The sequence below is a fragment of the Leucobacter sp. G161 genome (genome assembly GCF_001482305.1).
Taxonomy (GTDB): domain Bacteria; phylum Actinomycetota; class Actinomycetes; order Actinomycetales; family Microbacteriaceae; genus Leucobacter.
In genome coordinates, this window is record NZ_LOHP01000060.1 from 33,279 (window position 1) to 54,146 (window position 20,868).

Consider the following 20,868-nt stretch of genomic DNA (forward strand, 5'->3'; position numbering starts at 1 on the left):
CAATACCCGCGCCGCTGCTGAAGCTGTGGCACGCTTGAGCGAACATCGAAGGGATCTGCAATGGATGAACTGCGCGTACTACGGCGCGAGGAGGGTTCCCTCATCCTCGCGAACGAGCTCGGTGAGGAGTTCCGCCTCGTCGTCGACGAGGGGGTCACCCAGGAAGTCAGGCTCGCGACGCCGCGCGCCGCGAGCGCGGTCAAGGTGCGCCCGCGCGAGATCCAGGCGCTGTTGCGTGCCGGGAAGAGCCGCGCAGAGGTCGCCGCTGAGACTGGTCTCGAAGAGGCCGACGTCGAGCGCTTCGAGGAGCCTGTTCGCGCCGAGCAGCGCTACATGCTTGACCTGGCGCACGCCATCACCGTGCGAACGGATCCAACGCAGCCTGCGTCAGGCACCGCATCAGCAGACGACGAGCAGCGGTTCGGCCAGGTCGTCTCTGAGCGACTCATCGGCCTGGGCAACAGCACGAGCTCCTGGCGTTCCTGGCGGGACGAAGAGGCTGGCTGGCTCATTGGGCTGACGTTTGATTCTCGCGATGGTGACCACGACGCCGTCTGGAGCTTCGATCACAAAAAGCGTGTTCTCAGCCCGCTCACGCCCGACGCCACCAACCTGTCAAAGCTCGGCGAAATTGGCGACCGCCTCATTCCCAAGCTCCGGGCAGTCGACAACGACCAGCGTGAGCGCTCGGACTCGGAAGCATTCGATCCCGACGGCCTCTTGGCTCCGACCGCCGAGGTACAGCCGCTCCCCTCCCAGATCTCCAGCGACAGCCCGCTCGTTGACGAGCCAACCGACAATCCCGACGCAGAGTACGAGCGCCGACGCGAGATCGACCAGCTCGCGGTGAACACTCCGATCGACGGGGAGGAAGACCTCAGCCAAACTGCGGATCTTCTTGACGCACTGCGCAGGCGGCGCGGCGAACGCTCGCTCGAGGCCGAAACCGCGGCAGACTCGGGCGAGGCAGCTGGCGAAGCAGCCCCGAACACCGACTCAGTGCGGTCTCCGGCCGCAGAGCTTGGGCTCGCACCGCGCCCCGCTGAGAAGCGTCGCACGGGCGCAGCAGCGAATATCTGGGGAACGAGTGGCGTTTCTGGGGACGGTGACAGCGCGTCGAAGTCACCGTTGTTGGACGACACCGCCCAGCTGCGCGTCGTTCCGCAGCGCCCGCCGCAGGATCGCCGCGATGACGGCCAGGCCCCAGCAGGCAAGGACAATCGTGGCGCCGATTCCGCGGGCGAAAGGGCGGAGGATCGCTCAGCGAAGGCTCGAGAGTCTGCACCCCAGCGCGATGCGAAGGGCGCAAAGCGTGGCCGCTCGTCGATCCCCAGCTGGGACGACATCCTGTTTGGGACGCGCAGCGACGACGACCCGGCCTAGCTACCGCCGGGCCTCTGCCACGAGCTCGACGGCGCGACCGAAACCGGACCCGGCAAGCGCGCCGCCAAGCAACAGCGGGATCCCCCGCTCTTCGTCGGTCCAGGAGCCATGCTGCCCCACCAGGTCGAACGAGGCCGGTTCGTCGTCGGTCGTGTAATACGCACACTGCCCTCGAGCGGCGATGATCACGTCACCGATGCGTTCGCGAACCCCTGGCCCGTAGACGTCGCCAAAGACACCGGCCGCGAACGCTTCGTCTCGGGTCGCAACCCACGCCCGTTTTCCCTGTGTGACATCGAGCCATGCAGCGAAACGCTGTGGATCCGCGCCATCCTCAAGAAAGAACGTGCGGAATCGTGGCTCGCCCGCGACTGCAACAACGTCGTGAAATTCTGGCGTGGTGAGGTCGAAGACGATCTGCTGGTGAGCTTCGACGTCGACCATCCCGTGATCGGCGGTGACGATCACGCCCACATCGGCCGCGAGCCCCGTGAGGAAGTCCGCGAGCGCGCCGTCCAGCTGCTCGAGTCGCCTCGACCAGGCGTCACTCTGCCAACCACTCTGATGTCCCGCCCGATCCAGCTCGTCCACGTACACGTATGCGAGCGTGGGCTCCCCCGAGGCGAGGTCTCGATGTGCGGCCGCGAAGCGGTCCGCTATGCGATCCCCTCCCCGATAGTCGGCGCCAGTGAGGATCGCGCGAGTGAGCCCGCTCGTGGCGTGTGCGGGCCGACCGTAGGCGCGTGCCCGCACGCCGAGCTGCTCAGCCAGGGCGAACAACGGCTCCGCGAGCTGCCAGTCACGAGGATTCTCGATGCCGTCCCAATCACGCAGCGGTGAAATAATGCCCTGCGTTGGGTGCTTGATGCGGTATCCGATGAGGCCATGCTCGGCAGGAAGTCGGCCCGTCGTCAGCGAAGTGAGAGCGGCGCCGGTCGTCGACGGCGTAACCGTCGTGATGCGTCGCTGTGCGAGCGACGAGAGCGTCGGAGCGTGCCCGCGCCTGGCCTTAAGGTTCGAGCTGCCGAGCCCGTCCACGACGAGAATCACGAGTGAGCGAAGTGGCGGCAGCAGAGAGATCGCCGGCTTGAATCGCGACGCTGAATCTTCGGAAATGGCGGCACCAGTGGCGGTCGCAAGCACAGATTCTGCGGAATGGTCGTGGCCGAGCGCGAGCGCGGCGAGCCCAGTCGGGATTATCGCGGCAAGCCTCCCGCCGTTGTCGGTGGCAGTCGGTAGCATGAACCCATTATGGCCGACGTAACCGATATGGATACTCCCGGAGCAGCACACGAGGCGCCCGGTGAACGCATTGAAGACATTGACATCTCGCAAGAGATGGAGGGTTCCTTCCTCGAGTATGCCTATTCGGTGATCTATTCACGCGCGCTTCCCGACGCGCGCGATGGCCTGAAGCCCGTACAGCGACGCATCCTCTACATGATGACCGATATGGGCCTGCGCCCCGACAAGGGCCATGTGAAGTCAGCCCGCGTCGTTGGCGAAGTCATGGGCAAACTGCACCCGCACGGCGATTCATCGATTTATGATGCACTCGTTCGACTCTCGCAAGACTTTGCGATGCGTCTGCCGCTCGTTGACGGCCACGGAAACTTCGGCTCCCTCGACGACGGTCCCGCTGCCTCTCGGTATACCGAGGCGCGGCTCGCCGGCGCCGCCCTCGGGATGACCGAATCACTCGAGGAAGACGTCGTCGAGTTCGTCCCGAACTATGACAACCAGCTCTTGCAGCCGGAGGTCCTGCCGTCTGCGGTTCCCAACCTGCTCGTCAACGGCGCCAGCGGCATCGCGGTCGGCATGGCGACAAACCTCGCACCCCACAACCTCATCGAGGCTGTCGAGGGCGCGAAGCACCTCCTGTACCATCCAGACGCTACCGTCGAAGAACTCATGGAGTTCATTCCGGGGCCCGACCTCCCTGGCGGTGGCACCATCGTCGGATTGGACGGCGTCACCGACGCGTACCGCACCGGGCGCGGCGCGTTTCGCACGCGGGCCAAGGTGTCCGTCGAGCAGATCGGGCCGCGGCGCACCGGACTCGTCGTGACCGAGCTGCCGTACCTGGTTGGCCCCGAGCGAGTGATCGACAAGATCAAGCAGGGCGTCGAAGCCAAGAAGATCACCGGGATCACGGACGTTGTCGACCTCAGCGACCGGAAGAACGGCCTGAAACTCGTCATCACGCTCAAGACAGGTTTCTCCCCCGAGGCCGTGCTCGAGCTCCTGTACAGGTACACGCCGCTCGAGGATTCGTTCAGCATCAACTCCGTCGCTCTCGTCGACGGCCAGCCGCAGACCTTGAGCCTGCGCGAAATGCTCAGGGTGTTCCTCGACCATCGGATCTCGGTGGTTACCAGACGCAGCGAGTTCCGACTCCGCAAGCGGCGTGAACGGCTCCACCTCGTTGAGGGCCTGCTCATCGCGATCCTCGATATCGACGAGGTGATCCAGGTCGTCCGCACGAGTGACGACGCTGACGAGGCGCGCACGCGGCTGCAGCAGGTGTTTGATCTCTCCGAGTTGCAGGCCGAGTACATTCTCGAGCTCAGACTACGGCGCCTCACGAGGTTCTCCCGGGTCGAGCTCGAGGCCGAACGCGACGAGCTGCAGGCCGAGATTGCTGCACTGCTCGAGATCCTTGGCAGCAAGGAGCGCCTGCGCGGCGTCGTCTCGACCGAGCTCGACGCTGCCGCGGCGGCCTACGGTACGCCACGCAGAACGCTGCTCACCGGTGCGGTGGCTCGTCCCGCCCGCACCGCGACCACCCCAGACGCCTTGCAGGTTGCCGACAGCCCCTGCACGGTGCTGTTCTCGGCAACCGGACGCGCGCTGCGTGTCGATCGTGACCCCGACGCGCCGGAGGGAACCCGAGCCGCACCACGGGCCACCAAGCATGGAGCTGTCGCCTCACGTATCGCGACCACCGTCCGTGGCGAGCTTGGCGCGATTCTCTCGGACGGCACACTGCACCGCTTCACCCCGGTGGATCTTCCGCTGGTTCCCGCAGCTTCCATTGCCTTCTCGGCTGGCGTGAAGCTCGCCGAGTACATCGGGCTCACGAACAAAAAGCTTCGAATTGTCGGCATCGTTCCGCTGGACTCAGAGGTTCCCGTTGGCCTGTTTACCGCCCAGGGCGTCGTCAAGCGTGTCGTGCTCACGGATCTTCCGGCCCGGCCCGAGTTCGAAGTCATTTCACTGAAACCGGGCGACACGCTCATGGCTGCCTTCCCGGCCCCTGATGGGACCGAGTTCGCCGCTGTTTCAAGCGATGCTCAGCTGCTTCGTTTCTCGGCAGACCTCGTGCGGCCGCAGGGCCGTCCGGCCGGGGGCATGGCCGGAATGAAACTTGCCGCGGGCGCTGCGGTGATCTTCGCCTCTGCAATTGCGGAAGATGCGGAAGCTCGGGTCGCGACCGTCGCCGAGGGCTCCGATGAGAACGCACTCCTGTCCGCGCTCGTGTCCTCGGCGAAGGTTTCCGACTGGGCCGAGTTCCCCGCCAAAGGCCGCGCGACAGGCGGCGTCCGCGCGCAGCGCTTCCTGCGTGGTGAGGACCGGCTGGCGGCCGCCTGGGTCGGCTCCGGTGAGCCGCGAGCGCTGGCGGCGGATGGCGCTGCACGCAAACTCCCTGAGGAGCTGGGCAAGCGCGACGGCTCGGGCACCCCGCTCGAGAGCGCAATCGTACACATTGGTGAGGCGCCGTAACGCGACACCACGGGCAGTCTCGGGTGCGGCGTTACAGCTCGTCTGCGGCGCGAATGGCTTCCCGACGGCTCGCGACGCCGAGCTTTCGGTAGATGGACCTGATGTGGGTCTTCACCGTGGGGTAGGCAATCTCCAACTGGCCGGCGATTTCCTGCGCCGTGAGCGTCGTGCGGAGCTGTGTGAGAATCTCGCGCTCCCGGTGCGTCAACAGGCCCGACACAAGCTGCGCGTGGGCGTCGCGCGCCGCAAAGATCGCCCGGAGGAATGTGTCGTGCGGTGAAGCACGTCGGGCGTGTGCCGAGAGCAATTCGCCGATGGGGCCCTCTGTCGAGAGGAACGGTGCAAGCACGTGTTCCCCCGCCGCGTCGCCCAGTGCGCGGTCGAGGAATTCGTGCGCCTGCGGCCCGCGACCAGCCATCGCGCTCAGACTGGCAGAAGTCACCAGGGTGCTCACCCGGGCATAGCGCGGCGCGGTCGTGACTGCGACGAGCTGCAATGCTTGGCCAGCAAGTTCGGGTTCGCCGAGCCGCTGGAAGAGCTCAGCAAGCAGTGCATGGGCCACGGGCGCCCCACTTCGCATGAGCGCGGGAGCCGCGACTCGCCTCGCGGCATCATCCTTGCCCTCCGCATGGGCGAGAATCCCCAGCGAGACGCTGCGCAGCGTGCCCCAGGGCACCCCGTGTTTATCGTCTGCGCTGATCCCGAGGAGGAGTTGCTGCGCTTCGCGATACCGGCTCTTCCGCTGCAGGGCGACGAGCGACAGGACGAGATAGAGGCGGGCGTAGGCGGCGAAGTTCGTTCCGGTTCCGCCGGCGGCAACGCCTCCATCGAGTACGCTGACTGCCCCTGCAAAGTCTCCTCGCCAGTACGCAATCGAGCCGCGTGTCGACTCGGGGAGGCCGCCCTCGAATCGGTCCCAGTCGCTCGCTTCAGACGGGTACGGGAGCTCGTCCAACAGCTCCTCGGCTTCGGTGAACCCGCCGGCCTGGGCGAGCGCGAAGGCGAGATTCGCCTGGGCGAGGCGGAACGTTTCGGCCCGCCCGTGAAGCCGGGACTCCTCGCTTGCAGACCGGAGGAGCGCGATCGCGTCGGGCAGGTTTCGGCGCAGCCGCACCTCGGCCCAGCCCAGCAAGAACAGCGCCGACGGGTAGTCGTCTTCTGGCCCGCAGGAGGCGAGCGCCAGGCGCGCCTCGTCCGCGATCGCTGACTTCGTTGGCGTGTCACGAGCAAGCAGTAGGTTCGCGAAGCACGCAACAAATTGGCCGCTCTCACCGAGCGAGCCCTGTCCGCGCAGGAACTCGGCGCCGTGCTGATCTCCTGCGAGGTCACGGCAGCATGCACGGATGAGCAGCAGGTTCGCGTCGCTCGGCTCAGGAAACGAGACGCAGAGCTGCTCAAGCTCGGCTGTGCGGGAGTCGAGAATCAGGGTGAGCCAGTGCCTCCTGAGCAACCGACGAGCCTCCTCGTGATCGCCCCCTGCGAGCGCTCGTTGGATGGCATCGATCATGTCTCACAGAATACTGCTGGGCGGGCCAAAGGACTACGCTTCAGTCGCGAACAGGTTGGGCTCCTCATCCGAAAGGGATGAGAGCACCGCACGTACTCCTCGCTGTCGGCGACGATAGCGGTAATGAACCAGCTACTGGCCGGCCTGCACCGGCGAAACATTGGACGCGAACTCCTTGCGGGGGTCACGCTGATTGCGATCGCGATCCCGCTGAACATCGGGTATGCCCAGATCGCCGGACTGCCAGCGACTGCGGGGCTCTACGCGCTCATTGTGCCCACGCTCATCTGGGCGTTCATGACGTCATCACGACAGCTCGTCGTCTCTCCCGACGCCGCTGTCGCAGCGCTCGTCGCGTCCTCCCTTCGGCGGCCTCGCAGCAGCCGGCTCTGAGAACTACGCGACGATGGCGCTCGCCCAAGCGATCCTGTGCGGCGCGCTATTCGCAGCGATGTCCGTGTTCAAGCTCGGATTTCTTGCGAACTTTCTTTCCAAACCGATCCTCGTGGGCTTTGTTGGCGGATTGGCGCTTGACATCCTCGTCTCCCAGATTGCTAAAATGCTCGGCATCTCCATCCCGGCAGGGGCTGAGTTCACGGAGAAAGTGGTGGGTGTGGTCGCTGCCGTCGGCCAGATCAATGTGGCCTCGACACTCATCGCAGCGGGTGGCGTCGCTGTCCTGCTCCTCGGAAAGCGACTGGCGCCCGCAGTTCCGTGGGCGTTGGGAGTTATGGTCCTCGCAACCGTCATCGTCGTGCTCACCCACGCAGACGCTGCCGGGGTGAGAGTCCTCGGGGAGATCCCGGGTGGTCCTCCCGTGGTGACCTGGCCCGTGCTCTCCTGGCACCAGTGGCTTGCGCTCGTGCCGTCAGCGCTTGCGCTCACACTCGTCACGTCGGCAGAGGGGCTCCTCGTAGCACGATCGTACGGCGAGACACGCGGGTACCAGACCAAGCCGAACCGCGATCTGCTCGCCCTCGGCGCCGCGAACCTCGCTGCCGGTGCAAGCGGATCGTTTGCCGTTGGTGCCTCGACGAGTCGCACCGCAGCGATGGATCAGACCGGCTCACGCACCCAGCTCCCGTCGCTCGTGTTGGCCGGAGGAACACTGCTCTTTCTGCTGTTCGGCACGGGTCTCCTCGCCAGCATCCCGATGCCAGCCATCGGCGCAATCGTCGGCGTCGCCGTGCTGCCGCTCCTCGGGATCGGTGAGTTCCGTGGCCTCTGGAGGCTGTCCCGCAGCGAATTCTGGATCGGGATCGTCTGCTTCGTCGTCACGCTTGTCGTCGGGGCAATCGCCGGGATCCTCGTCGCGTTTGTGCTCGCGCTCATCAACCTTGCACGCCGCGCCGCACGCCCGGCCATTGATGTGCTCGCGCACACCAGCAACCCCGCCGAGTCGTTACTCGACGGGCTGCCCGTGGAGCTGCTCACGTCCGATCACGGCGGCGACCCTGAGTCCTCGCGTACGGCAACCCTGCTGGGGAGCACTGGCACGCTCGTCGTGCGTATGGCGGCTCCCCTGTTCTTCGCAAACGGCGTGGTGTTTGTCACAGCCGTGAAGCAGGCAGTGGGTGAGGCTGGCGGCGCCGGCACTGTCAGGCGGCTCATCATCGATATGGAAGCCGTCACCGACGTCGACGTCACGGGAGCCGAGGCGTTCGCTGGGCTTCGCTCTTGGCTCAGCGCGGAGGGCATCGCCCTCGAGTTCAGCCGGGTCCGTGCCGGGGCGCGTGCTCGGTTCACGCGACTCAACGTGATTGACATCACCGATCGTGTCTCGGCGACGAATCGCGGGGCCGTTGCCGAACCAGCAGACGCAGCACCGGTTCCCGGCGCACGGCCCTCCCATGATCCTCGACCAGAAGGGGCCTAACGTGCTCACCACCATCATCGGCGACATCCTGCCGCTCACCCTCGGGATCGCCATCAGCCCGCTCACAATCGTCGCGGTCATGCTGATGCTGCTCTCGCCGCAGGCCCGGCGCACCGGGCCCGGGTTTCTCGTCGGCTGGGTGGCAGGCACAGCCATCCCCGTGAGCCTGTTCGTCTTCTTCGCTGGGCTGCTCCCGCCGCATGCTGACTCCACCGGCCCAAACGTCGTGCAGGCGGTGATCCACTTCGCACTCGCCCTGCTGCTCATCCTGCTTGCCGTGAAGGAATGGCGCGGGCGTCCGCAGCACGGTGAGGCAGCTCCGTTGCCAAAGTGGATGGCGGCGATCGACTCGTTCACCTTTGGCCGAGCGCTTGGCCTTGGCCTGGTGCTGTCGGTACCACGCCCAAAGAATCTGCTCATCGCAGCAAGCGCGGGCGTGCTCATTGGAGGCGCCGGGCTCTCAACCGGAGCCGAGGTCGCGGCCGTCACGGTATTCGTGCTGTGTGCCGTGTCGACGGTGCTCGTGCCGGTGGTCGCGTTCTTCGCCGCCGCGGATCGCCTCCGGGCTCCACTCGAGGCCGCACACCAGTGGCTCGCACGGGAAAACGCGGTGATCACCACTGTGCTCCTCACCGTGATCGCCGTCATCATGCTCGGCAAGGGCATCTCAGCACTCTAACTTCCGTCGCAGGCACCGTGCTTGCGACCACAGACAAAGGAACAACACATGGATTTCTGGGCAATTCTCACCTCAATGCTCTGGGCGGTCGTCTTCATCAGCTACCTCTTCGCGCTCTTCGCAATCATCACTGACCTGTTTCGTGACCATACGCTCAGCGGCTGGTGGAAGGCCCTGTGGGCGCTGTTCCTGATCTTCCTCCCGTTCGTCACCGCACTGGTCTACCTCATCGCTCGCGGCGAGGGCATGGCGGCCCGCAGCCAAGCAGCCGGCCGCGACGCCGAGGCAGCCGCAGCGACCTACATCCGCGAGACCGCAGGCAAGAGTCCCGCGGCAGAAATCACTGCGGCCGCTGAACTCCTCACCGCGGGCTCGATCACGCACAGCGAGTTCGAGGCAATCAAGGCGAAGGCTCTCGCCTAACCAGTCAGCAGCCCCGTCGTCGCTACCCCATCGTTTGAAAGGACACCCCCTTGTCTCAGATCCCCGTTAACGTCATGAACTTCAACCGCGCCGAGAGCGACGTTATGTTCTCCCGCCTCTCCGCAGGTCGTAACCTCGGCGAGTGGAACCACACGTACGAGCTGAAGCCGCTCGATGATCAGCCCATCATTCGGCAGAATCGGGACACGCTTTACAGCAGCGTTGTCGTCGACGTGCGTGACGGCGTCACGGTAACCCTCCCCGATGCCGGTGAGCGCTACATCTCGGTGTGGGTGATCAACCAGGACCACTACGGGCCGTTGATCCTCCGTGAGAGCGGCGAGCACGTCCTGACGCGGGAGATCGTGGGAAGCGACTACGCGGTGCTGGTTGCACGCATCCTCGTGGACCCCGCGAACGCCGCAGATATTGCCGAGGTGAATCGGCTCCAGAACGCGTTGGCGGTTGCCGGCGGCGGTACTGGCCAGTTCCAGCTCCCAGAGTATGAGGAGCACTCCCATACGGAGACTCGGGAGGCGATCCTCACGCTCGCGCGTGGCGTCAGCAAGTACGATCATTCCTTCGGAACCGAGGCTGAAGTCGATCCGATCATGCACCTCCTCGGGACTGCATCGGGCTGGGGCGGCCTGCCTGAGTATGAGGCGACGTACATCAGCGTGAACGAGAACCTGCCCGTCGCCGAGTACGCGCTCACGCTCACCGACGTTCCCGTTGACGCGTTTTGGTCAGTGTCCCTCTACAACGCAGCCGGCTATTTCGAAGAGAATGACCTCGGCGTGAACAGCATCAACAGTCTGACCGCGCACAAGGACCAGGACGGCGGCGTCACCGTCCGCTTCGGCGAGCAGGTTGGCGACGCCCCGAACGCGCTCCCGATCATGCCGGGCTGGAACTACGTGCTTCGGCTGTACCGCCCCCGCCCCGAGGTGCTCGACGGTAGCTGGGTCGCGCCGCGACCGGTGCAGCTGTGAGCGATGGGTTGGTGGTGCGGAGCGCACCCAATCTGCGTGATCTCGGCGGGATTCCCACCGCTTCCGGCTCGGTGAAGCACGGCGAACTCTACCGCTCCGCGACCCTCGCTGGGCTCTCTGACGCAGACGCGGTCGAGCTCGGCTCGCTCAGCGTTCGGACCGTGTACGACCTGCGTACCGCCGACGAGGCTGCACAGTCCCCCGATCGCCTGCCGACGGGCGCGCAGGCTGTCGCCCTCGATGTGCTCGCCGACAGCTCACTGAGTGTCGCCGCCACGCTCGGCGATCTCGAAACCGATCCACAGGGGTTCGCGGCCAACCTCTCGGGCGATACGGCCGTGCGGTTATTCGAGGACACCTATCGCGACCTGGTTCGCCTTCCCTCGGCGCTTGCCGCCTACCGTGCGTTCCTGCTCGGGATCGTGGACGAACGCCGTGAGGGCGCCGCGCTCTTCCACTGCACCACGGGCAAAGACCGGACGGGCTGGGCGGCGGCACTCGTCCTGTCGCTGCTCGGAGCCTCAGAGCAGGAGATCTACGCCGACTATCTGCGGACCAACGCCGATTTGTTGCCGGCCTTGGCGCCGGTCTTTGCACGGCTCGAACAGCAGGGTCTCAGCCGCGAGTCGTTGCTGCCGGTCCTCGGCGTCCGCGAGAGCTATCTCACGGCAGCGTTCGAGCAGATGCGTGCACAGTTCGGCAGCGTTGAAGACTACGCCGTGGTGGGACTTGGCTTGTCATCGGGTGAACTTGCTGCCCTGCGTGAACGTCTGACGTGAAGGTGAGCCAGACGGCGCCGGGCGGACGTTACATACCGATGAGGACAACACCACAGACAACGACCACGGCTGCGGTAAGCCGCAGCCCTGGGTTGTTCTCGTGCGAGCGAAACGCGCCGTAGAGACCGACGAGAACAACGCTGAGCTCGCGCATTGGAGCGACCAGAGAGAGCGGCGCCATGGTCGCAGCGGTAAGGACGAGGATGTAGGACAGGGGCGACAGCACACCAAAGACAAGTAACCTGCGCCAACTGACACGCAGTTCTCCGCGCAGACGGCGGATCGCCCCAGCGCCGTCCGCATCGCGGCCCGCATCGCGGCCCGCATCGCGGCCCGCTCGAACGCTTTGGGCGCCCAGCATTCCACCAAATACCACTGCCTGTGCCAAGCTCGTGCCCACCATGAATGCAACCGGTGCCAGGCCGAAGCTGTTCACCATATAGACGTCCCACAGTGTGTACACAGCGATGGCCACGCCCGTGAGAAGTCCGAATACAATTGCGGGATCCCATCTGCGGGCGCTACCAGCACGTGGTGGGGCTGCAGCGCCCGCTGCTCGGCGGCGCCCAATGAGCCCAAACGCGACGACCCCCGCTATGACGAGCGCAACCCCGCCGAGCGACACCGCACCGGGTCGCTCTCCAAACAGCACGATTGACACGAGGACGGTCAACACGGGGCCGCTCCCCCGGGCTGTCGCATAGACAGTGCTGAGCTCTCCCGAGCGATAGCCCCGTTGCAGCACGAGCATGTACAACACATGCAGCAGGCCGGAGACGACGACCGCGAGGAGGAACGGGCCGGGCCCCGAGCTTCCGATTCCCCCAGTGAACGGGACCGCAACGCCCCAAATGAGGGTGCTCAATACGGCGCCCCAGAAGAGGAACGGTACGCCCGATCCGCTGGACTTCGCTGCGACGATGTTCCAGATCGAGTGCGCGACAGCTGCCGCGAGAACGAGGACGAGCGCTGTGAGCGTCATGCCGTAAGGGGCTAAGCGTCGATGCGCTCGCGATCGAGATCATCGGCGTTCTCGATGATGAACTCTTTCCGGGGCGCAACCTCGTTGCCCATGAGGAGCTCAAACATCTGCGCCGCTGCGTGCGCGTCTTCAAGACGCACACGCCTGAGCGTGCGATGCTCACGATCCATGGTGGTCTCAGCCAGCTGATCCGCATCCATCTCGCCAAGACCCTTATAGCGCTGGATAGGCTCCTGGTGCTTCTTGCCGCGCTTCCGCAGATCAGCGAGGAGCGTCTGCAATTCTCGTTCGCTGTACGTGTAGATCACGTCGTTGGGTTTCCGGCCCGCATTCTGCACGATCACACGGTGCAGTGGCGGCACGGCGGCGTACACGCGGCCGGCCTCGAGCATCGGTCGCATGTATCGGAAGAACAGCGTCAGCAAGAGGGTACGAATATGTGCGCCGTCGACGTCAGCATCGCTCATCAGGATCACCTTGCCGTACCTGGCCGCATCGAGGTCGAAATCACGGCCTGATCCGGCCCCGATCACCTTGATGATCGCGCCGCACTCGGCGTTCGAGAGCATTTCGGCCAGAGAGGCCTTCTGTACGTTGAGAATCTTGCCGCGGATGGGAAGCAGTGCCTGGTATTCGCTGTCGCGCGCGGGCTTGGCAGTGCCGAGCGCGCTGTCACCCTCGACGATGAAGAGCTCGGAGTTCGCGACGTCTTTCGAGCGGCAGTCAATGAGCTTTGACGGCAGCGAGGAGCTCTCAAGGGAGCTCTTGCGTCTAGCAGTGTCCCGCTGCGTTCGCATTGCAATCCGAGACTTCATCTCGGACACCATCTTCTCAAGCAGCGTCCCGGTCTGCGCCTTGTCGTGCTTCTTCGGTGACTCATAGCGCTCAGCGAGCGCCTTCGTCACCGCCTTCGACACGATCTGACGTACGGCCGCGGTGCCGAGTACTTCCTTAGTCTGACCCTCAAACTGGGGCTCGGGCACCCGCACGGTCACGACCGCGGTGAGCCCCGTCAGGATGTCGTCCTTCTCAGGCTTGTCGGACCCGGCCTTCAGCTTGCGAGCGTTCGTTTCGATCTGCTTGCGGAAGAACTTGGTGAGCCCCTGCTCAAAGCCCGCAAGGTGCGTACCACCCTTGGGCGTCGCGATGATGTTGACGAAGCTCTGAATCTCCGTGTCATAGCCGGTGCCCCATCGCAGCGCGATGTCGACCTCGCATTCACGCTCCACCTCGCGAGAAACGAGGTGCCCGGTCTGCTCATCCATGACGGGAACCGTCTCGGAGAACTTGCCGGAGTCATTCACGCGCCAGGTGTCTGTGACGGGAGCATCGACGGCGAGGAAGTTCACGAACTCCGCGATACCGCCCTCATAATTGAAACTGTGGATCGTCGGGGCGCCCGACTCGTCGAGCGACTCGGGCCGCTGATCCTCAATGTCGATGGTGAGGCCGGTCACCAAGAAAGCAGTCTGGCGCGCGCGGGCAACCAACGAGTCCGCCTCGAAGCGCGCGGTGGGCAGGAAGATCTGCGGATCCGCCCAGTAGCGCACGCGGGTTCCCGTGACACCCTTCTTGACCTTGCCGATCGACTGGATGCCAGTCGCGCGATCAAACGGCGTAAAGTCGCTGTCCGGCCCCTCGCCGGCGAAGACTCCCGGCTCACCGTGCCGGAAGGACATGGCCCATGTCTTGCCGTCACGGTCAACTTCAACATCAAGACGGGACGACAGTGCGTTTACCACGGAAGCGCCGACACCGTGCAGCCCGCCCGACGAAGCGTAGCCGCCGCCGCCAAACTTACCGCCAGCATGCAGCTTCGTGAAGACGAGTTCCACGCCACTCAAGCCACTGCGTGGCTCAATGTCAACGGGGACACCACGCCCATCATCGGCAACGGTGACGCTACCGTCTGCGTGAAGAATGATTCGGATACTGCTGCCATGGCCCGCAAGCGCTTCATCGACCGAGTTATCGATAATCTCCCAGAGACAGTGCATGAGCCCGCGTGAATCGGTCGTGCCGATGTACATGCCGGGTCGTTTGCGGACTGCTTCAAGCCCCTCGAGGACAGTGAGGTGCCTGGCAGAGTAACTGGATTCAGCCACGTGAAAGTACCTGCTTTCTAGGAGACTCCCCCACTGTATGGCACACCACCGACACGGCGTGCGACCCGGCCCGGCGAGTGAGAAACCCCAGGCCATTCGCGCCGGCAACGTACGCGGTCAGCGAAACAGTGGTGGCAAACAGCGAATTATTGCAGGAGTGATGATTGGATGGAACCAATTGAACTACCGGGAGGTGGCCATGAGCACACTCGAACACACCGCTGAAGCAGCGGAAGCGTCTGCAGCGGATCGCCCGCTGAGCGGACTTGACCGCTGCGACAGCTGCGGTGCACAGGCGTATGTACGCGCCACGCTGAGCGGCAGCGAGCTGCTGTTCTGCGCACACCATGCGTCAAAGCACGAGGAAAAGCTTCGCCCTATGGCTGAGGCGTGGCACGACGAAAGCCACAAGCTCTCGGTGTAAGTCTTCGTCACTCAAACTCAGGGGTGTTATCGGCAAGTGCCGATAACACCCCTGAGTCGTTGTTAGCCCCCGAGAGGTTCTTCTCCGGGGGCCGCAGGCGGATAGACCCTGTTGTATGCGTCGAGCCACTGGGGAAGATCTGCCTTGCAGAGGTAGCTGACTCCGGCAACCATTTTCGCGGCACTGTTGCGTTCTCCGGTCCGGCGCTGCTCGCCGACGACTTCGTCGGGCACAAGAGCAGCAAAAAGCGGACTCGTTGCCAGGTGCAACATGAATAGCTCAGCGGTGATCTCGTGACCCTGCAGAATGGAGGCCTCACACGCGTCCAGGGCCAACGCGAGGTACATGGTCTCCGCTTCCTGTGACCACGCGAGCCCGTTCGACTCCACGAACTCCTTCTCGCTCAAGATGAAAGCCTGCTGCTCGTCCGTCTGGGCGGTAAGCGGACTTCCATCAAGTGGCTGCATTTGATCCGCAAAGAACTGGTCTCGCTCAGCAAACGCCGCTTCCAGGTCGACGCTTTCATCGGCCTGCCCTGTGGCCGGAGGGGACGTCACCGCCGGAGGCAACGACGTCGCCTCCGGCCGCGTCCCGGGCGAGCAGGCGGCCAACAGCAACGCTGCGATCAGAAGCACTCCACAGGACCCAGTCACCCGTTTGACGACGTTCATGCCTATCTCCTCCGCATTCGGCGTACCCACGCACCCTGCGGCAACGAGAAGACGCGGCGACCCACCAAGCATACACCTGTCGCCCAATGCGTGCGCGAAACCTGCAACACAAGGCCGGACAACAAAGGACCCGTGGTCCGACATGAATGTCGGACCACGGGTCCTCGCAACCGGCCGGCCTCCGACTCCTTGCCTCCTTCGGTACTCAGGCGAGGCTGCTGACCCCGCTACCTTCCTTGCCAGCACAACTCACGACCCCGCCTAGCGTCGGATATGATCTCCTACACAAGCACATAGAAAGAGCATAGGAGCAGTCCACTTGACGAGTGAGCCCAACAACGATCTCCATGACAGGAGCACTGTCCCATTTGTGCCCGAGGGCAATGTCCTACAGACGCCGCCTGCCGGCCTTAGCGGCAAGCGCCCTAGACGGCAGATGGGTCCGTCAAAGCGCGTGTGGATCGTTGCAGTTTCACTAGTCTCGACACTCCTAATTGTTGCCGCCATCGTAATAGTTTCAACCCTGATGCAAGAGGCGGCCGCAGAAAGAGAAGCCCTCGAAGCGCATTACTTACAGGAAGTCGAAAAACACGACGCTGCGCTACGTGATCTCGAGGATGCCATCAGATCGTCTAACAAGTACCTTCTGACCCTGGACGAGGCAGATGTCCCGGCGCCTTACGATCGACGGGAGTTCGCAATGCTAGCAAGTGTCGCCACAGGTACTCGAGATAAATTCTCATTCGATTCGCCTCCAGTTGCCGAGCTCACCAACGAAGAAACTACTCGATGGATTTCCAAACTCGAGAGAGGCTTCGCATCGCTGTCTCGCGCCAGCTCCGAACTGCAGACTACTCAAGACGAGCTAGAAGAAGCCGTGCAGACAAAACGCGAGGCCGACGAGCTTGCAAAACGCGAGGCCGAAAACGCCGCGAAAAAGGCATCTGCAAAACCCATCTCTTTCGAGGAACTATTCCGTGCCGGCAACTCGCTCTCCGGAACGTACTTTCAGTTCGAGGGCAAGATTATTCAAGATGCAGGCTCAGGGACATACCGTGTCAGCATCACGAGAACTCCGGGGTACTCTCGTGACTTCTGGGAGGACCCCATCCTCCTAGTAGTTGAGGGTGACACAGAATTGCGTCTTCTGGAGGACGACATCATTACATTCGTGGGGGTCTCAGCCGGAGTGCAGAGCTACGAGTCGATTTTCAAGCAAACTATCGAGCTACCCTTGATCATGGCCAGTTCAGAGGACACCACAGTAACAGGGCGAGACTAGAAAAGTCCGCTAATGCCAAAAAAGTGGGTGCCGACAGAGAAAATCTGTCGGCACCCACAACCGCTGTCTAGCCCTTAGTCGAGGTAATCTCGCAGCTGCTGGCTGCGCGACGGATGACGAAGCTTCGCCATCGTCTTCGACTCAATCTGACGGATTCGCTCGCGCGTCACACCGAAGGTATCGCCGATCTGGTCGAGCGTCTTCGGCATGCCGTCTCCGAGGCCGAAGCGCATCTTGATGACGCCTGCCTCGCGCTCAGAGAGCGAATCGAGGAGCTGCTCGAGCTGCTGCTGCAGCATCGTGAAGCCAACGGCATCCGCAGGAACAATCGCCTCGGTGTCCTCAATGAGGTCACCGAATTCGCTGTCGCCGTCCTCGCCAAGCGGGGTGTGCAACGAAATCGGCTCGCGGCCGTACTTCTGCACCTCGATGACCTTCTCGGTGGTCATGTCGAGCTCGCGGCTCAGCTCTTCAGGAGTCGGCTCCCGGCCGAGATCCTGCAGCATCTGGCGCTGCACACGTGCGAGCTTGTTGATGACCTCGACCATGTGCACCGGAATGCGGATGGTGCGCGCCTGGTCAGCCATTGCGCGGGTGATCGCCTGACGGATCCACCAAGTCGCATAGGTCGAGAACTTGAAGCCCTTGGTGTAGTCGAACTTCTCGACAGCACGGATCAGGCCCAGGTTGCCCTCCTGGATGAGGTCGAGGAACTGCATGCCTCGCCCGGTGTAGCGCTTCGCGAGCGACACCACGAGACGGAGGTTCGCGCCGAGCAAGTGGCTCTTGGCTCGCTGGCCGTCACGGGCAACCCACTTGAGCTCGCGCTCAAGCTTCTTGGGAAGTCCCTTTTCGGTGCCGAGCTTCTCTTCCGCGAAGAGACCGGCCTCGATACGCATCGCAAGCTCGACCTCCTCGGCGGCGTTGAGGAGCGCTACCTTACCGATCTGCTTCAGGTAGTCCTTCACAGGATCCGCTGTCGCCCCGGGAATCGCCGTCGTTACCGTCGGCACATCTTCTTCGTCCCCGGCCTTGAGAACGATTGCACCCGTCGGGAGCGGCTCTCGCTGCTCAGTTGCGGGTTGATCTTCCTCGGGCTGGTCGTCGGCGTCGGCCACGTCGGGCTCGTCGATAATTTCTTCGACGACCTTCTTCGCGCGTGTTGCGGGCTTCTTCGCAGGAGCCTTCTTCGTTGGGGCCTTCTTCACAGGGGCCTCAGCTGCGGCCGACTCAGTTGTCGCCGTCGTCGCCGAAGCTTTCTTGGCCGTTGTTTTCGCTGCGGTGGCCTTCGCCGCCGTAGCCTTCTTTGCAGGGGCCTTTTCTGCGGTGGTCTTCGCTGCTGCGGCCTTTTTTGCGGGAGCCTTCTTCACGGGCGTTTCGGCCGCGTTCTGCTCTTCGCTCTCAGCCGTCTTCGCCGCGGGAGTCTTGGTCGTTGTCGCTGCTGCCACGCAACTTCCTCTCAGATCTCGTCGGTATGCGTCCTAAAAACTGCGCACACCATGAAAACCCATGTCAAGCCCGCAGTATTCCCGCGACGATTGAAATGGGTTCGTAGGGTCTATTATTGCACGGCTGGGCCGTCGTTCGGTTCAGGTCCCTGCTGACGCTCCGCGAGGAAGCGCTCGAGCTCGCTCGCCAGCTGGTCTGCCGTTGGCATTGTGCCGTCTTCTCCCAGCAGGGAGACTCGCTCCCCCTGGGCTTCGACGTACTGGTCGAAGCGTCGCTCAAGATTCACCAGCATCTCTTTCGAGTCTTCGTTCTCGGCGATCTGACGATCCACCTGCGCCCGGAAGTCCCTGGCTCGCTCACGGGCCTCGTCTGTCGCGAACAGCAGCCCTGTGGCTGCCATGATGTTGTCAAGTGACGCCGTCAATAGCTCTGGGTATTCGTTGTTCGCCAGGTAGTGAGGGACGAGGTGGGCGAACCCAACAACTTCCTCGCCCACGCCGTGCAGGCGATACTCCAGCAGGTGGACCACGCTCGCGGGGAGACGCGTCGTTGGCTTCCACACTGAGCGCTCCAGGAGATCGTCCCGGGAACCGCTGACGGTACCGACGATGGGGCGGGTATGGGGCACGGGCCTTGGTACTGCCTGCACCCAGGTAGTTATGGACACCTCGAACTCGTGCACGAGCAACAGGACGGTGTCAACGAATACCTCCCAACGAAAGTCGGGCTCAAACCCAGACAGGAGCAGGAAGGGCGCTCCGAGTTCGTCACACGCGAGACTCAGAATGAGTTCTTCGGGGCTGTAATCAGTGAAGTGATCTTCACTAAACGTGATGAGGGGTCGACGGGCACGGTAGTCGAGCAACTGGTCTGCGTCGAAGCGGATGAGCTCCTCCGGCTTACACCGTTCCCAGAGGTACTGTTCAAGTTGCGAGACCGCATTACCCGCATCACTCGAACCTGAAAGCGCTACAACGAGCGGGAGCCCCTTCGCGACACTCGCGCGGCGCTCCTCGTACACGGCAGAGAAGAGAGAATCGGTCACCGTTCCATTGTACGAAACTCACCGCTGAACGGGCTGAAATGCGCGAAGAGCGAACACCCCAGGATCCGCACCTGGAGATTCCCATAAGTAGTAGGCTAAAAGATGCGCACCGCAATACCGCGCGGATCAGGCACAGTTATGAGAACCGAGGGAGACCCCACTTGGCCGAGCACCAGTTTGACATCGTAGTTCTTGGTGGCGGAAGCGCCGGTTACGCCACCGCAGTCCGAGCAACACAACTTGGGATGACCGCGGCGATTATTGAGAAGGACAAACTCGGCGGCACGTGTTTGCACCGTGGCTGCGTCCCGACGAAGGCACTTCTCCATTCAGCCGAGGTTGCCGATGTCGCCCGCGAGGGTGCAACGTACGGCATCAACTCCAGCGTTGAGTCAATCGACATCACCGCAGTAACGGCGTTCCGCGAAAAGCTCGTTTCGAGCAAGTTCAAGGGACTGCAGGGCCTCATCAAGGCCAACGGCATCACCGTATTCGCCGGCGAAGGCCGCCTCACCGCCACCAACACCGTTCAGGTCGGTGACGACACCGTCGTTGGCAAGAACGTCGTTCTCGCCTCGGGTTCGTACTCCCGCTCACTGCCCGGTCTTGAGATTTCCGGTCGCGTGATCACCAGCGAGCATGCACTCGAGCTCCAGGAGATTCCGAGCAAGGTCCTCGTGCTGGGCGGCGGCGTCATCGGCGTCGAGTTCGCGAGCGTATGGCGTTCGTTCGGCGCAGATGTGACAATCATTGAGGGCCTGCCCCACCTCGTGCCCAACGAGGAAGAGTCAGTCTCAAAGCAGCTGGAGCGCGCTTTCCGTAAGCGCGGGATCAACTACAAGCTCGGCATCCGCTTCCAGGGCGTCACGCAGGACGATTCGAGTGTCACTGTGACGCTCGAAGATGGCACCACGCTTACCGCCGACTATCTCCTCGTTGCCGTCGGCCGTGGCCCGGCAACGCAGGGTCTCGGCTACGAAGAAGCGGGCATCGAGATGGATCGCGGCTTTGTCCTCACCAACGAGCGCCTCGCAACCAACGTCCCCGGTGTCTACGCTGTCGGGGATATCGTTCCAGGCTTGCAGCTCGCGCACCGCGGTTACCAGCAGGGCATTTTTGTTGCCGAGGAAATCGCAGGCCTCAACCCCGTCGTGGTTGCAGACGTGAACATTCCGAAGGTCACGTACTGTGACCCCGAGATTGCTTCTGTTGGTCTCACCGAAGCAAAGGCCGCTGAGCAGTACGGCGCAGAGAACATCACAGCTTACGAGTACAACCTCGCCGGCAACGCCAAGAGCTCGATCCTCGGCACCGCGGGAACCGTCAAGGCTGTCCGCGTGAACGACGGCCCGGTCGTTGGCGTGCACATGATCGGTGCCCGTGTCGGCGAACTCGTCGGCGAAGCCCAGCTCATCGTGAACTGGGAGGCATACCCGGAGGACGTCGCACCGTTCATCCACGCCCACCCGACACAGAACGAAACGATCGGCGAAGCGATGCTTAAGCTTGCCGGTAAGCCCCTCCACGCCATCTGAGCGCGGCGTTACA

The 20,868-nt window shown here is 63.5% G+C and carries 18 protein-coding genes; 11 read left to right on the forward strand and 7 right to left on the reverse strand.

Annotated features, from left to right (window positions below):
• Positions 1–60 precede the first annotated feature (60 nt).
• Positions 61–1,383: a septation protein SepH gene (sepH, locus tag AUL38_RS07695; protein WP_059060772.1), complete on the forward strand. Its 1,323-nt coding sequence runs from the start codon at positions 61–63 to the stop codon at positions 1,381–1,383.
• Here sepH and AUL38_RS07700 read toward each other — a convergent pair whose 3' ends face one another.
• The gene (locus tag AUL38_RS07700) at positions 1,384–2,625 is read right to left on the reverse strand and encodes an alkaline phosphatase family protein (protein WP_059060774.1); all 1,242 of its coding nucleotides are present in this window, start codon (positions 2,623–2,625) and stop codon (positions 1,384–1,386) included.
• 9 nt (positions 2,626–2,634) lie between these two features.
• Here AUL38_RS07700 and AUL38_RS07705 point away from each other — a divergent pair, with 9 nt between their 5' ends.
• Positions 2,635–5,106, forward strand: coding sequence for a DNA topoisomerase (ATP-hydrolyzing) subunit A (locus AUL38_RS07705; RefSeq protein ID WP_083506699.1), 2,472 nt, complete (start codon positions 2,635–2,637; stop codon positions 5,104–5,106).
• 31 nt (positions 5,107–5,137) lie between these two features.
• Here AUL38_RS07705 and AUL38_RS07710 read toward each other — a convergent pair whose 3' ends face one another.
• The gene (locus AUL38_RS07710; RefSeq protein WP_059060775.1) at positions 5,138–6,613 is read right to left on the reverse strand and encodes a LuxR C-terminal-related transcriptional regulator; all 1,476 of its coding nucleotides are present in this window, start codon (positions 6,611–6,613) and stop codon (positions 5,138–5,140) included.
• Positions 6,614–6,736: 123 nt separating this feature from the next.
• On the opposite strand from AUL38_RS07710, the gene AUL38_RS17870 reads away from it, so the two are divergent.
• The 6 genes from AUL38_RS17870 to AUL38_RS07735 are packed head-to-tail and all read left to right on the forward strand — an operon-like array spanning position 6,737 to position 11,362.
• A complete protein-coding gene (locus tag AUL38_RS17870) occupies positions 6,737–7,006 on the forward strand; it encodes a SulP family inorganic anion transporter (protein WP_255355604.1) in 270 nt (89 codons plus the stop codon).
• Between the two features lie 13 nt (positions 7,007–7,019).
• On the forward strand, positions 7,020–8,489 hold the full coding sequence (locus tag AUL38_RS17875; protein WP_255355605.1) for a SulP family inorganic anion transporter: 1,470 nt from the start codon (positions 7,020–7,022) through the stop codon (positions 8,487–8,489).
• 1 nt (position 8,490) lies between these two features.
• The gene (locus AUL38_RS07720; RefSeq protein WP_235590650.1) at positions 8,491–9,168 is read left to right on the forward strand and encodes a GAP family protein; all 678 of its coding nucleotides are present in this window, start codon (positions 8,491–8,493) and stop codon (positions 9,166–9,168) included.
• A 48-nt stretch (positions 9,169–9,216) separates the two neighbouring features.
• Positions 9,217–9,591 (forward strand): PLDc N-terminal domain-containing protein, encoded by a 375-nt coding sequence (locus AUL38_RS07725; RefSeq protein ID WP_059060779.1) that lies wholly within the window; start codon positions 9,217–9,219, stop codon positions 9,589–9,591.
• 50 nt (positions 9,592–9,641) lie between these two features.
• A complete protein-coding gene (locus tag AUL38_RS07730; protein ID WP_059060780.1) occupies positions 9,642–10,583 on the forward strand; it encodes a DUF1214 domain-containing protein in 942 nt (313 codons plus the stop codon).
• Entirely contained in the window at positions 10,580–11,362 is a 783-nt protein-coding gene (locus AUL38_RS07735) for a tyrosine-protein phosphatase (RefSeq protein ID WP_059060783.1), read from the forward strand. The genes AUL38_RS07730 and AUL38_RS07735 overlap by 4 nt, the downstream gene beginning before the upstream one ends.
• Positions 11,363–11,390: 28 nt before the next feature.
• On the opposite strand, the gene AUL38_RS07740 is transcribed toward AUL38_RS07735, so the two are convergent.
• Positions 11,391–12,344 (reverse strand): EamA family transporter, encoded by a 954-nt coding sequence (locus tag AUL38_RS07740; RefSeq protein ID WP_059060784.1) that lies wholly within the window; start codon positions 12,342–12,344, stop codon positions 11,391–11,393.
• Between the two features lie 11 nt (positions 12,345–12,355).
• Positions 12,356–14,449 (reverse strand): type IIA DNA topoisomerase subunit B, encoded by a 2,094-nt coding sequence (locus AUL38_RS07745; RefSeq protein ID WP_059060786.1) that lies wholly within the window; start codon positions 14,447–14,449, stop codon positions 12,356–12,358.
• Between the two features lie 199 nt (positions 14,450–14,648).
• Between AUL38_RS07745 and AUL38_RS07750 the strand changes: the two genes are divergently transcribed.
• Entirely contained in the window at positions 14,649–14,873 is a 225-nt protein-coding gene (locus AUL38_RS07750) for a hypothetical protein (protein ID WP_059061212.1), read from the forward strand.
• A gap of 62 nt (positions 14,874–14,935) precedes the next feature.
• On the opposite strand, the gene AUL38_RS07755 is transcribed toward AUL38_RS07750, so the two are convergent.
• Entirely contained in the window at positions 14,936–15,544 is a 609-nt protein-coding gene (locus AUL38_RS07755; protein ID WP_059060788.1) for a hypothetical protein, read from the reverse strand.
• Positions 15,545–15,863: 319 nt separating this feature from the next.
• Here AUL38_RS07755 and AUL38_RS07760 point away from each other — a divergent pair, with 319 nt between their 5' ends.
• Entirely contained in the window at positions 15,864–16,826 is a 963-nt protein-coding gene (locus AUL38_RS07760) for a hypothetical protein (RefSeq protein ID WP_153006516.1), read from the forward strand.
• 74 nt (positions 16,827–16,900) lie between these two features.
• Here the strand turns inward: AUL38_RS07760 and AUL38_RS07765 are convergent, their stop codons facing one another.
• Positions 16,901–18,274 carry an RNA polymerase sigma factor gene (locus AUL38_RS07765; protein WP_059060792.1) on the reverse strand — a complete coding sequence of 458 codons (1,374 nt, stop codon included), beginning with the start codon at positions 18,272–18,274 and terminating at the stop codon, positions 16,901–16,903.
• 113 nt (positions 18,275–18,387) lie between these two features.
• Positions 18,388–19,320 (reverse strand): PAC2 family protein, encoded by a 933-nt coding sequence (locus AUL38_RS07770; protein ID WP_059060794.1) that lies wholly within the window; start codon positions 19,318–19,320, stop codon positions 18,388–18,390.
• A gap of 161 nt (positions 19,321–19,481) precedes the next feature.
• Between AUL38_RS07770 and lpdA the strand changes: the two genes are divergently transcribed.
• Positions 19,482–20,855, forward strand: a complete 1,374-nt coding sequence (lpdA, locus tag AUL38_RS07775) for a dihydrolipoyl dehydrogenase (protein WP_059060797.1) — start codon at positions 19,482–19,484, stop codon at positions 20,853–20,855.
• Positions 20,856–20,868 lie beyond the last annotated feature (13 nt).